At 59.6% G+C, this 13,316-nt stretch carries 11 protein-coding genes; 5 read left to right on the top strand and 6 right to left on the bottom strand.

From position 1 onward, the window contains the following. Window positions 1–32 precede the first annotated feature (32 nt). The 5 genes from HYPMC_RS20220 (at window position 33) to HYPMC_RS20200 (ending at window position 6,116) form a co-directional block, all read left to right on the top strand. A complete protein-coding gene (locus HYPMC_RS20220) occupies window positions 33–1,076 on the top strand; it encodes a class 1 fructose-bisphosphatase (protein WP_013949972.1) in 1,044 nt (347 codons plus the stop codon). A 32-nt stretch (window positions 1,077–1,108) separates the two neighbouring features. Further along, window positions 1,109–1,984, top strand: coding sequence for a phosphoribulokinase (locus tag HYPMC_RS20215; protein ID WP_013949971.1), 876 nt, complete (start codon window positions 1,109–1,111; stop codon window positions 1,982–1,984). Window positions 1,985–2,008: 24 nt separating this feature from the next. Next, window positions 2,009–2,692: a ribulose-phosphate 3-epimerase gene (gene rpe / locus HYPMC_RS20210; protein WP_013949970.1), complete on the top strand. Its 684-nt coding sequence runs from the start codon at window positions 2,009–2,011 to the stop codon at window positions 2,690–2,692. A 41-nt stretch (window positions 2,693–2,733) separates the two neighbouring features. Beyond that, on the top strand, window positions 2,734–5,202 hold the full coding sequence (gene hrpB, locus HYPMC_RS20205; protein ID WP_013949969.1) for an ATP-dependent helicase HrpB: 2,469 nt from the start codon (window positions 2,734–2,736) through the stop codon (window positions 5,200–5,202). A 242-nt stretch (window positions 5,203–5,444) separates the two neighbouring features. Next, window positions 5,445–6,116 (top strand): response regulator transcription factor, encoded by a 672-nt coding sequence (locus HYPMC_RS20200; protein ID WP_013949968.1) that lies wholly within the window; start codon window positions 5,445–5,447, stop codon window positions 6,114–6,116. Between the two features lie 23 nt (window positions 6,117–6,139). Here the strand turns inward: HYPMC_RS20200 and HYPMC_RS20195 are convergent, their stop codons facing one another. From HYPMC_RS20195 to HYPMC_RS20170, 6 genes are all read right to left on the bottom strand, one after another. Next, window positions 6,140–7,507, bottom strand: a complete 1,368-nt coding sequence (locus HYPMC_RS20195) for a hybrid sensor histidine kinase/response regulator (RefSeq protein ID WP_013949967.1) — start codon at window positions 7,505–7,507, stop codon at window positions 6,140–6,142. Beyond that, window positions 7,504–8,676: an FIST N-terminal domain-containing protein gene (locus HYPMC_RS20190; protein ID WP_013949966.1), complete on the bottom strand. Its 1,173-nt coding sequence runs from the start codon at window positions 8,674–8,676 to the stop codon at window positions 7,504–7,506. The genes HYPMC_RS20195 and HYPMC_RS20190 overlap by 4 nt, the downstream gene beginning before the upstream one ends. 214 nt (window positions 8,677–8,890) lie before the next feature. Continuing rightward, window positions 8,891–10,198, bottom strand: a complete 1,308-nt coding sequence (gene glnT, locus HYPMC_RS20185; RefSeq protein WP_013949965.1) for a type III glutamate--ammonia ligase — start codon at window positions 10,196–10,198, stop codon at window positions 8,891–8,893. A 68-nt stretch (window positions 10,199–10,266) separates the two neighbouring features. After that, entirely contained in the window at window positions 10,267–11,604 is a 1,338-nt protein-coding gene (locus tag HYPMC_RS20180) for an FMN-binding glutamate synthase family protein (RefSeq protein WP_013949964.1), read from the bottom strand. After that, complete coding sequence (locus tag HYPMC_RS20175; RefSeq protein WP_013949963.1) at window positions 11,604–12,290, bottom strand: GXGXG domain-containing protein; 687 nt, start codon at window positions 12,288–12,290, stop codon at window positions 11,604–11,606. The genes HYPMC_RS20180 and HYPMC_RS20175 overlap by 1 nt, the downstream gene beginning before the upstream one ends. Before the next feature lie 23 nt (window positions 12,291–12,313). Then, window positions 12,314–13,210, bottom strand: a complete 897-nt coding sequence (locus HYPMC_RS20170) for a glutamine amidotransferase family protein (RefSeq protein WP_013949962.1) — start codon at window positions 13,208–13,210, stop codon at window positions 12,314–12,316. Between the last annotated feature and the right edge of the window lie 106 nt (window positions 13,211–13,316).

The raw sequence follows: 13,316 nt of genomic DNA, 5'->3' as shown, positions 1-13,316 counted from the left end.
TCATCAGGGCAGGCGGGCGCTGGAAGGGCATAATGGGTCTCCCGACGCTTAGTGAATATCTTTCGAACTGGACGCTGGAAGGCCGTACGCGCGGCCAAGTTTCGGAAACCGTGCTTGCCATCGCCGATGCCAGCATCCGTCTTTCGGAACTGATTGGCCGCGGCGCGCTCGATCATCGGTTGGGTCGGGTCGTCGCGCGCGCTGGCGAGCGCGACGAGCAGAAAGAAATAGATATCCTCGCCAATGATCTGATGGTTCAAGCCTTGGGCGCGGTTCCTGTCGCGGCTTTGGCCTCCGAAGAAGCAGAACTTCCGATCACGCTGCAAAGAAATGCGCCGTTGCTCGTCGCGACCGATCCTCTCGACGGCTCATCGAACGTCGAAGCCAACGTTTCGGTCGGTACGATCTTCTCGATCCTGCCGCGTCATCCGTCGGCGGAGGGTGAGGCGGCGTTCTTGCGCCCCGGCTCGCACCAGCTGGCCGCCGGGTTCTTCGTGTATGGTCCCCAGACGGTGTTGGCGCTCACGGTCGGGCACGGCACGCAGATCTTCGCGCTCGATCGGGCGACACAGGTTTACCATCTGACGACGCGCAACGTTTCTATTCCTTCCGAGGCGCAGGAATATGCGATCAATGCTTCCAACGCGCGCCACTGGGACGATCCAATCCGCATTTACATCCACGACTGTGAAAATGGCGCCAATGGTCCGCGCGGCCGCGATTTCAACATGCGCTGGACGGGCTCGCCAGTTGCGGACGTTTTCCGCATCCTGACGCGCGGCGGCATTTACCTCTATCCGGGAGATCGCCGAAAAGGCTTCCATCAGGGCCGCATTCGCCTGATGTATGAAGCCAATCCGCTGGCATGGATCGTGGAGCAGGCGGGTGGGCGCGCGACGACGGGACGAGAACGCGTCCTTGACGTTATTCCGGTGGCTCTGCATCAAAAGACGCCGCTGATCTGCGGTTCACGAGATGAGGTAGACCGAGTGATGCGCATCTATAGTGGTCAGGAGTTCAAGGGAGATCATTCGCCGCTCTTCGGCCGCCGAGGCCTGTTCAGAGCTTCACCCTAATTCCATGAACAGAGGCGCATCGAGTCCCATCCATGTCCATTAAGCATCCGATCATATCCGTCACCGGTTCCTCCGGGGCCGGGACGACATCGGTTAAGCAAACCTTCGACTACATTTTTCATCGTGAGAAGGTAAAGGCGGCGTTCGTCCAGGGGGACGCCTTTCATCGCTACGACCGTTGCGGCATGGAAAAAGCGATGAAGGCCGCAGCAAAGCGCGGCAATCATAATTTCAGCCACTTCGGCATCGAGGCAAACCTTATCGAAGACCTCGAGAAGTTGTTTCGCACTTATGCGGAAAGCGGAAAGGGGCTTTATCGCCACTACGTCCACGACGAAGACGAGGCGAACACGTATGGGACACCGATTGGCTCGTTCACGCGGTGGGAAGATATCGAGCCTGGCACCGATCTCCTTTTGTATGAAGGGCTACATGGTGCCGTCGTTACGCCCGAACATGATGTTGCGCGACACGCGGATCTCAAGATTGGTGTTGTCCCGGTCATAAACCTTGAATGGATTCAAAAAATTCGACGCGATCGGACTGAGCGCGGATACACGACTGAAGAAGTGACGCAATCCATTTTGCGGCGGATGCCCGACTACGTTCAGTACATTTGCCCCCAGTTCGCAGAGACGGATATCAACTTCCAGCGCATACCGACCGTCGATACGTCAAATCCCTTCGTCGCGCGCTGGATTCCGACCAACGATGAATCGATGGTCGTTATTCGTTTCAAGGAACCGCGTGGTATCGATTTCGCGTACCTGCTGTCCATGATCCACGATAGCTTCATGTCGCGCGCCAATTCCATCGTGATCCCCGGCAGCAAGCTTGATCTCGCGATGCAGTTGATCTTGACGCCACTCATTCTTCAGCTCGTCGAGCGGCGCCGTCGCGTCATTTGAACGAACTCCTTCGAAAGGTAGCTTGTGTCACGCCCTCTCCTGATTGCCCCGTCCATTCTGTCGGCCGATTTCAGCAAGCTCGGCGACGAGATTCGGACGGTTGATGCCGCCGGCGCCGATTGGATTCACTGCGATGTGATGGACGGTCATTTCGTGCCGAACATCACGTACGGCGCGCCTGTCATCAAAGCGGTGCGCGGAACATCGAAAAAGGTTTTCGATGTCCATCTGATGATCGCGCCGGTCGATCCGTATCTGGCTGATTTCGCAGCCGCTGGCGCCGACATCATCACCGTTCACGCCGAAGCCGGTCCGCATCTCGACCGGTCTCTCCAGGCCATTCGCGCGCTCGGCAAGAAGGCCGGTGTTTCGCTTAATCCGTCGACGCCCGAAAGCGTCATCGAATACGTCCTCGATCGCCTCGATCTGATTTTGCTGATGAGTGTCAATCCGGGCTTCGGTGGTCAGTCGTTCATTCCTGCCGTTGTCGAGAAGATCCGCCGGGTGAAAGCCCTCATCGGCGATCGTCCGATTGATATCGAGGTTGACGGTGGCGTTACGCCGGAAACCGCGCCGCTCGTCGCCAAAGCCGGTGCCAATGTGCTCGTCGCTGGCTCGGCTGTGTTCAAGGGCGGCACCGAAGCCAGCTATCGCACCAACATCGAGGTGATCCGAAAAGCTGCTGCGTCGGCGGTTAGCGACTGCTAACCGGCTTGATTTGTCGCCGCGCTGGCGTATGTCCACCGCCTATGACTGATCGCTCTTTCGCCGAAACCCTGCCGATTGATGCCGCGCTCGGTGACGTGCGCGCGGCGCTTCGCACGCATGGCGCAGCCGTGCTCGTTGCCGCACCCGGCGCAGGTAAGACCACGCGCGTCCCGCTCGCGTTGCTTGATGAGCCATGGCGCGCGGGCGGAAAGGTCCTGGTGCTCGAACCTCGGCGGATCGCCGCGCGGGCTGCCGCCGAGCGCATGGCGGCGACAGTCGGCAGCCGTCTCGGTGAAGATGTCGGGCTGCGTGCCCGCCTCAATTCCAGGACAGGCCCGCGTGTCGCTGTTGAAGTGATCACGGAAGGCGTCTTTACGCGCATGATCCTCGATGATCCAGAGCTGAAGGGCGTAGCCGCCGTCTTGTTCGATGAGTTTCACGAGCGCTCACTCGACGCCGACCTCGGGCTGGCGCTGGCACTAGACGCGCGTGCGGCGCTCAGGCCCGATCTCAAGATCGTCGTGATGTCGGCGACGCTTGAAACGCGATCTGTCGCTAAGCTGCTGGGCGAAGCGCCCATCATCGAAAGCGAAGGGCGTGCGTTCCCTGTCGAGACGCGATACCTCGGTCGAAGCCCCGCACGACTAGAGGACGACGTCGTTGGAGCAGTGCGCCGCGCGGTTTCGAGCGAGCAGGGGTCGATATTGGTATTTCTTCCTGGACAAGGCGAAATCGCACGCGTCGCGGAGCGTTTGGCGGATCAGGCGTTGCCGTCGAACGTTGATGTCGTTCCGCTCTATGGCGGCTTGGACCCGGCGACGCAGGACCGCGCTATTTCTCCGGCGAAGCCTGGTCGTCGCAAGATCGTGTTGGCGACGTCGATCGCCGAAACGTCGATAACGATCGACGGTGTCCGCGTCGTCATCGACAGCGGTGTCGCCCGCGTTCCCCGCTATGAGCCGGACGTCGGCATAACGCGGCTTGAGACCGTTCGCGTCTCACGCGCCTCAGCCGATCAGCGTCGCGGGCGGGCTGGACGAACGGAACCGGGCGTGTGCTATCGGCTGTGGGACGAACCTGAGACGCAAGGTCTTGTGCCCTTTGCCGATCCGGAAATTCGCGCCGCCGATCTTTCGAGTTTACTGCTCGATTGCGCCGAATGGGGTGCGAACGACCCGCGTACGCTCTCTTGGCTTGATCCTCCGGCCGAGGGCCCGCTCGCTGCGGCCCGCGCCGGTCTGGAAGCCATCGGGGCGCTTGATCCCGATGGACGCATCAGCAGCGAAGGCCGGCGGCTGCGCATGCTTCCGTTACCGCCGCGCTTGGCGCGTATGATCATGAAAGCCGGTGAGCTTGGCAACGCGAGCCTCGCTGCCGAGATCGCCGCAATCCTTGTCGAGCGCGGCATCGGCGGCAACGACATCGACCTTGCACAGCGCCTCGAAAATTTCCGCCGCGACCGTTCGCAGCGAGCAGAAAACATGCGTGCACTCGCGCGTCAGTGGGCGCGCACGGCTTCGACGGACCTACGTGAAAGTCGCGCGCAGTCGCCGGCCGCTCTACTGGCGCTTGCTTATCCTGAACGTATCGCCAAGAGCCGCGGCAAACGCGGTAGCTTTCTGCTTGCAAACGGCCGAGCCGGTCAGATCGACGAGCACCAGCACTTGGCGTCAGCGCAATATGTTGTCGTCGCCGAGCTGCAGGGCCGTGCAGCCGCGACACGCATCATGCTGGCGCTCGCGACCGACGAGGCCGAGATCGAAGCGATCGCTTCCGATGCGATCGAATCTCGCGACGAGATCTATTTTGATAAGGATGCCCGCGCGGTTCGAGCCCGGCGCGCCCGCCGCCTTGGCGCTATCGTTCTGAAAAGCGAAACGCGTCCGGTCAAAGACGGCGATGACGTTATGGCCGTGCTTGCTCGCGGCCTTGCCGATATCGGTGTCGCAGCACTTCCGTGGACGAAAGCGCAGCTTCAGCTCCGCAATCGCGTCTCGTTTCTCCGCCGCAACGATGAAACCTGGCCGGACTTGTCTGATGCCGCTCTCGCGTCGACCATCGACGATTGGCTGTCGCCGTTCCTGCTCGGCAAAACGCGAACGACGGACGTTGACGCCGAGACGCTGGAGACCGCGCTCAATGCGCTGCTGCCGCGGCAAATGCGCGTCCGCCTCGATGATGAAGCGCCGACGCATTTCACCGCGCCCACCGGCAACCGCCATCCGCTCGACTACGAATCGGATGATGCCCCGGCGCTGCACATTCGCGTGCAGGAGCTTTTCGGCCTCAAGGAGCATCCTGCGATCGCGCGTGGCCGTTTGCCGCTTACGCTTCATTTGCTGTCGCCGGCACACCGTCCGATTCAGATTACACGCGACCTTCCGGGCTTCTGGGCGGGCTCATGGCGTGCGGTCAGGGCGGATATGCGCGGGCAATATCCCAAGCACGTCTGGCCCGAGGACCCCGCAACGGCTCTGCCGACGGCGCGCGCCAAGCCGCGTAAGGGATGACACTACAAGTTTACCTTCGTTGAAAACGACAGGTGCTGGCGCCGTGATTAGAGCGTAGTTAATCTGCGTCCTAACTATTGCTCGTGTCATGTCGAAGACGTGTACGACCAAAGTCCTGTTTGTTGCTCAATACCTTCAGGAGTTAAAGACAATTCTGCGTTCGTTTGCCGCAGGATAGCGGCTCTCGGACCCCAACATTGAACCTTCGCAAGAAGGCTTCGATGGCATTCTGGAGGTAAAACTTGTCTGTGCCGGCGCACATATTGATCGTTGATGATCACCCCCTCTTTGTCGAAGCCCTGCAAAGAGCGATCACGAGCGCATTTCCCGATACCACCACCAATTCTGCAATCTCGATTGAGGCGGCGAAAATTCAGCTCGACAGCGGCATCCCGTTCGACGTCGTGCTGCTTGATCTCGCCCTACCCGGCATTCGTGGCTTCGATGGCCTGCTTGAACTCAGGACGCTGTATCCCCGTCTTCCGATCGTTGTCGTTTCTGCCCTTGAAGATCCTCGCATCGTTCAAGACGTGATGCGCTACGGCGCGGCAGGCTTCATTTCGAAGTCGGCAGACCGTGGGGAGATCGCAGCAGCCATCAAAGACGTCCTTGAGGGCTCGCTGACGCTGCCAAAAGGCTATCGGCCGCCGGAGATACCGACGTCCGAAACGCGCGACGATGTCGTGCGGCGGTTGCGAACGCTCACCCCGAAGCAGCTGAGCGTTCTCAAGATGCTGCGCCAGGGTTTGCTGAACAAGCAGATCGCCCACGAGCTTCAAATCGAAGAAACGACAGTAAAGGCTCACGTCTCGGAAATCTTGCGCAAGCTCAATGTATCCTCGCGCACGCAGGCCGTGATCGAAGCCCAGAAAATCGATTTCAGCATCATTCTTGGCGATGCGAACGGCGGATAGCCTAACGCATCCCGGCCAATCGTCTAGCCGAGCAGGTGCTTCATCAACGCCCGCAATTCGCCCGGACGAACAGGCTTTAGAAGCAATTCGCAGTGCGAGCGTAACGCCGCCTCCGCTGCGTCCTGCGTGCGATCCGCTGTGATCAAAATGGCGGGAATGTCCACCTCGAGACGGTTGCGAATGCTGCGCACGATATCGATGCCGAAATGGCCTTCCTTCAGGTGATAGTCCGCCAGCACGATGGCCGGCGAAAATTCCGGGTCGGAAAGAATTTCGCTGACATCCTCAAGATCTCTCGCCGGGCGCACATCGGCCCCCCAACGCGTCAGCAGCGACTGCATGGCCGTCAGCACGTCGAGATCGTCGTCGACGATGATGACCTGCCGCGAGACCAAGGAATCGGTTTCGTCCTTGACGGCATCGGTGAGCGGCAGCGGTCTCTTCGGGGTCGATGCGGATGGCGCGTAGACCGAGAATCGAGAGCCATGACCGACGCGCGATTGTAATTCCAGGCGGTGCCCAAGGGCATCGACCATGCGCCGTACGATCGCGAGCCCCAGCCCGAAGCCCGTGCCGCCCGAACGCTCCGATGCGGTGCCGCGCTGGAATTCTTCGAAGATACGATACTGCTCCTGCTGTGGTATGCCGGGACCCGTATCCCACACTTCGATCACGACCTCCTTGCCGCGCGGACGGGCCGCCAGAAGAACACTGCCATGTTCGGTGTAGTGTGCGGCGTTCGCGAGAAGGTTCTGCACGATCCGGCGAAGCATGAGAGGATCGGAGCGGACGGCCAGATCCGTCGGCCGCCAGCGGAAACGCAGACCCTTGCGCCGCGTCACGGGCTCAAGGCTGTTGGCGACCTGTTCGAAGATCGCTTCCAGAACGACGGTCTGAATATTCGGAACGAAGACGCCAGCCTCGAGTTTCGAGATATCGAGGATGCTGGTCAAAAGCTCCTCGATGCTGACGAGCGCGTGCGAGATGTTGTGAGCGAGGCGCTTGTTGTCGGCCTCGTGCTGCGCATCGGTCAGCTCAGAGAGCGTCAAGCGTGCCGCGTGCAGCGGTTGAAGCAAGTCGTGCCCGACGGCTGTGAAAAAGCGGGTCTTGAAGGTATTGGCGCGCTCGGCCTCGTCTCGCGCTTGGCTCAGCTCGATGTTGGTATGCGCCAGCTTCGTCAGTGCAAGGTTGAGTTCTTCCGTCCGGCGTCTGATCTGCGCTTCCTGATTGATCGCCGTCTGAAACAGCGAAAATGAACTCGCCTGCTGATCCATCGAATGCTCAACACGCTTCATCAGCGCCGCATTAATCTTACGAAGCTTGTCTACGGCGCGACGAAGGTCGGATTGCCGCGTCGGCAACTTCTCTGCCGGATCCTCTTCGTCGTTCATGGCGGTTCAATTCTACCGTGCGGCTTTGAGAACGCTATGCCCGTCAAAGTCTGATTGAGGTGCATGGCATTGAACTGCTCGCCATAAGTCTGGAAGCCAGCAAGTCCATATCGGTCATAAATTTCCTCGACTTTGTGGCGGAGTTGCCCGGTTTCGGCATCGATCCGTCTCAAGAAGCAGTCGAACCCGAGAACGAAATCGATGCCGCCTAACGCGGCATCAACTTGTTTGAGCGTTTCCAACGTGGATTGAACCATATCACGCGGCCGTCCGACGGTGAAAACCAGACCTTCGTCGATTGCACAAAGGAACGATAAGCTCCCATCCGGGTTCATGTTGCGAATTGCGCGGCCGTAATACTCTCCCCCCACTTTTACGACGAGCGGATAAGTCGCGAAACTCAACGGACCGAGATCGTCAAGTGATACGCCAATGGCAGATGCATACTCACTGGCCGCAGGTTCGGCATTGAGATCGTAGACAATGCGGTGTTCACTGTCCGCGGCCGTAACGACAAGCTTGATCGGAGTCGGTTCGAAGTTCTGCGTCTTGAAAACGCGAAATGGTGTGGATGTTTCGATCACGAATAGAATGGCGCCGCGCCGGATGAGCTTGCCGCGATGAATGAGGGCGGTACGCTGAAACGCCAATCCGTCGCCGGCAGAGCCGCCCAAGAGTTCCATGTCCTCGAGCGACCAATGCAGCGCCGCCGTCAGCGGTTCTTCTCGATCGGACAATCCGTCGACGAGTACGAGCGCAAAGATGTTTTCTTTCGCCGCGCGCGAAACGCCGGTGATCATTTGCACCCGTAAGCGCCGCGCAATTTCAGAAGCGCGTTCCACGCCGCCTTTGTCGATGTCCGGGATAACTTCACTCATCACTCGGAAGCCCTTCTCAGGGAACGCGATGAAGACGATCCCGCCTTGCGTCATGCCGAGCGGGCCGACTTCACCGGCGGTGCTGCAACCCGAAACGGTGACGTCCGGAAAATTCTGCTGCAGCGCCTTGAGGAGAACCTCTGGGTCATGCTTGATCGAAAAGAAAACGATGATGTGTTGAAAGACACCATCTGCAAGTTCGGCGCGTGCGGCTGAAACGGCTTCCTCGGTGGAAAGTGTGCTCGCCACCACGCGAACGCCACATGCGGCACGAGTGGTTTTTGTCGACATTTGACTCGGCTTCCTCGGTCGCATCGCGACGCGAGCCGCTTAACCAATGAATATGGGCTGGAATTTGCCACAGCCGCGCGGGTCGGACAATGTCCGTCTGGGCAACGCCGCCATGGGTAACGCCACTTTCGTGAAGCATGGCTTACGCCGAAAAAAAGCCCCGGCGGAAATAGCCGGGGCTTCGCGTGTGCGGCAAGACTTAAGAAACGCTGTTTTAGCAGTCCAGCGTATGTGCGCGTTCCCAATCCGTGAAGTGGGAGGCATAGGAATTCCAATTGTCGGTCTTAAGCTTGATGTAGGCCGCAGCAAACTCGTCGCCGAGAGCGCTCTTGAGGGACGTGTCCTTGTCGAAAGCGCGGATGGCATCGAGCAGGTTCAACGGCAGACGCGGTGCATCCGTTACCGTATGGCCAAGCTGGTACATGTCGATGTCGAGGCGTTTGCCCGGATCGGCCTTGCTGCGGATGCCATCGAGACCGGCAGCGATGATGACGGCCTGAAGCAGATAGGGGTTTGCCGCGCCGTCAGGCAGACGCAACTCGAAACGACCCTTACCCGGAACGCGAACCATGTGCGTGCGGTTGTTGCCCGTCCAGGTCACCGAGTTCGGCGACCACGTTGCGCCCGAAAGCGTCCGCGGCGCGTTGATACGCTTATACGAGTTGACGGTCGGGTTCGTGATCGCTGCGAGCGCTTCGGCGTGTTTCATGATACCGCCGAGGAAGTGGTAGCCCTGCTGCGAGAGCCCCATTTCGTCGGACGCGTCGTAGAACATGTTCGTCTTGCCATCCTTGTCCCACACCGAGATGTGAGCGTGGCAGCCATTGCCGGTTAGGCCGGCAAAAGGCTTCGGCATGAAGGTTGCGCGCAGGCCGTGCTTTTCAGCGATCGAGCGCGTCATGAACTTGAAGAACGAGTGGCGATCGGCCGTCACCAGCGCATCGTCGAAGTTCCAGTTCATTTCGAATTGGCCGTTGGCGTCTTCGTGGTCGTTCTGATAGGGACCCCAGCCGAGTTCGAGCATGCTATCGCAGATCTCTGCGATGATATCGTAGCGGCGCATCAGGGCCTGCTGATCGTAGCAGGGCTTCGAAGCATTATCCTTGTCGTCGGAAATCTCAGTGCCTTCAGGCGAGATCAGGAAGAATTCGCATTCGACGCCGGTCTTGACGTAAAGCCCAAGCTCAGCCGCCTCTGCCATCAGCTTCTTCAGTACGACGCGCGGCGCTTGAGGAACGTGCTTGTCTTCCATCACGCAGTCTGCCGCAACCCAGGCTACGTCTTTGCGCCAAGGCAGCTGGATGACCGACGATGCATCCGGCATGCCGAACAGATCGGGATGAGCCGGCGTCATATCCAGCCAGGTCGCAAAGCCCGCGAAGCCCGCGCCGTCCTTTTGCATATCGGCGATCGCCGCAGCCGGAACCAGCTTAGCGCGCTGGGCTCCAAAAAGGTCCGTGTACGAAATCATGAAGTAGCGGATGCCACGCTCTTTGGCGAGCTGGGCAAGATCCTGAGCCATACTGTCTGTCCTCAACGCTTGCGTTTCATTTTTATGAGTGCTTCCCGACCGGCGAAAAAAGGGGCGGCTTAAAAGCCGCCCGCTCCGGTCACCCCGGGGATCCACGATGTTCCGGCAAGGGGCACACGTGCCATCGCCGCAGCTTCGATCGTCAAGGCGCAGAGATCTTCTGGCTCGAGATTGTGAATGTTGTTGTGGCCGGCGGCGCGTGCGATGGTTTGCACTTCGAGCGTCATGACCTTCAGATAGTTCGCGAGGCGACGGCCGGCACGAACCGGATCGAGACGCTTCGACAGTTCCGGATCCTGCGTCGTGATGCCGGCAGGGTCACGGCCTTCATGCCAGTCGTCATAGCAGCCGGCGCGCGTGCCGAGTTTTTCGTATTCCGCTTCGAGCGCCGGATCGTTGTCGCCGAGAGCGGCCAACGCCGCGATACCGATCGAAACTGCGTCGGCACCCAACGCAAGAGCTTTGGCGACGTCGGCGCCGTTGCGAATGCCGCCGGAAACGATGAGCTGCACTTTGCGATGCATGCCGAGATCCTGCAGCGACTGCACCGCCGGACGTATGCAAGCCAGCGTCGGGAGGCCGACATGTTCGATGAACACTTCCTGCGTGGCCGCCGTGCCGCCCTGCATGCCGTCAAGAACGATAACGTCGGCGCCTGCTTTGACCGCGAGGGCCACGTCATAGTAGGGACGTGTGCCGCCGACCTTCACGTAAATTGGCTTTTCCCAGTTCGTGATCTCGCGCAGCTCAAGGATCTTGATTTCGAGATCGTCGGGACCTGTCCAGTCGGGATGACGGCAGGCCGAGCGCTGGTCGATGCCCTTCGGTAGATTGCGCATTTCTGCGACGCGATCCGAGATTTTCTGACCGAGCAGCATGCCGCCGCCGCCGGGCTTCGCGCCCTGGCCGACAACGATCTCGATCGCGTCTGCTTTGCGCAGATCATCCGGATTCATGCCGTAACGTGACGGCAAATACTGATAAACGAGCGTTTTTGACTGGCCGCGTTCTTCCGGCGTCATGCCGCCGTCGCCGGTCGTCGTCGAAGTGCCGGCAATCGAAGCACCGCGTCCGAGCGCTTCTTTCGCATTCGCCGACAGCGCGCCGAAACTCATGCCTGCAATCGTGATCGGGATCTTAAGCTCGATCGGCTTTTTGGCGAACCGCGTGCCGAGCGTTACCGTCGTGGTGCACTTTTCACGATAGCCCTCAAGCGGATATCGCGACATCGAAGCTCCGAGAAACAGGAGATCGTCGAAGTGCGGGACACGGCGTTTCGCACCACCACCACGGATATCGTAAATACCCGTAGCTGAAGCGCGTCGGATTTCCGACAGCGTGTAATCGTCAAAGGTCGCCGATGGGCGCGGCGTTGTAAGCGGGATCTTCGGCGACATCAGTAAGCATCCGCGTTGTCGATGTTGAAGTTATAGAGCTTGCGTGCGGAACCGTACCGCCGAAACTCGCTGGTCTTCGCGTCCGTGATCCCGGCCCCTTCGAGAAGCTTCGAGAGCGCTTCGTGATGCTCGGGCCGCATTTCCTTTTCGATGCAGTCTGCGCCGAGGCTCTTCACTTTGCCGCGCACGAACAGCTTCGCCTCGTAGATCGAATCGCCGAGCGCGTCGCCCGCGTCGCCGAGCACGACCAGATGCCCAGACTGCGCCATGAATGCCGACATATGGCCGATATTGCCTTTGACGACGATATCGATGCCTTTCATCGAAATGCCGCACCGTGACGATGCATTGCCTTCGATGACGAGCAGGCCGCCATGGCCCGTCGCGCCGGCGTACTGGCTGGCATCGCCTTTAATGACGACCTTGCCCGACATCATATTTTCAGCGACGCCAGGCCCGGCAGAGCCGTGCACCGTGACGGTCGCTTTCTTGTTCATGCCGGCGCAGTAATAACCGACGCTACCAAGCACATCGACTTTGATCGGCGCGTCGAGGCCGACGGCGATCGCGTGACCGCCGCGTGGATTGAGCACTTCCCACTGGGCTTCGTTGGAGCCGTCCTTTTGCCGGTGCAGCTCTTCGTTAAGTTCGCGCAACGGACTCTTGGCGAGATCGAACGTACGCATGAGTTCCCCAATTAACTGCTGCATCAGCGTTGCCAGAAATAAACGGTTGCGGGTTCAGGCTCCCAGACCTTCGCCTTATCGATTCCAGGCAGACCAGCGAGCGCGCGATATTCCGAGCCGAACGCGACATAGTCGTCGGTTTCAGCCATGACTGCCGGCTTGCAGGCGATCGGATCGCGAACGACGCCGAAGCCTTCCTTGGTGCCGACAACGAAATTGAAGAACCCGTCGAGATCATCGAGGCTCTTTTCCAAAGCCTCGCCGAGGTTCATGCCCTGCTTCATGCGCCACGTAAGATACGACGCAGCAACTTCGGTGTCGTTTTCAGTGTTGAACGTCATGCCGTCGCGGACGAGTTCGCGACGCAGGCTCGCATGGTTCGACAGCGAACCGTTGTGCACGAGGCATTCGTCGGCACCCGTCGAGAACGGATGCGCGCCAAGCGTCGTCACCGCCGACTCCGTCGCCATACGCGTGTGGCCGATGGCGTGCGTGCCGGACATATGCGCGAGATCGAAACGCTTCGCGACCTCGGTCGGATAGCCGACTTCCTTGTAGATCTCGATGTTTTCACCAGTCGCCATGGTCCGGATCGACGGGAACTCGGCGGCGAGCAGGGCTTTGATGTCGTCGAGCTTGTCCGACGGAATGCTCAGGACAGCGTGGGTGTCCTTCACCGTGAGTTTGGCGTCTGCCTTCTTGTCTTTCGCCAAAGCGGCCTGGAGCTTTGCGAAGTCGCTCTTGGCATTTGCCGATTGCAAGGTGATCTTCGTGCGACCGTCTTCAGCCGCCCCGTAAACTGCAAAACCTGCCGAATCCGGACCGCGCTCGCACATCGTCGAGAGCATCTTCGAGAGAAGCTCTCCGAGCTGCGGCTCCATTTCTGGTTTTTTTAAAAATAATCCGACGATGCCGCACATGGCTGCCTCCTGACTGGGCCGCGAAGGAATAGGCTCAGACAATAAGCGTACGCCGTTAATCTGTCAACTCAGGAGAAAGAAGATTTCTTTAAAGGAATGTTGTGGT

The sequence above is a fragment of the Hyphomicrobium sp. MC1 genome (assembly GCF_000253295.1).
Lineage (GTDB): Bacteria > Pseudomonadota > Alphaproteobacteria > Rhizobiales > Hyphomicrobiaceae > Hyphomicrobium_B.
The sequence above is the reverse complement of the archived record's forward strand: the minus strand, read 5'-3'. Positions and strand labels throughout refer to the sequence as shown.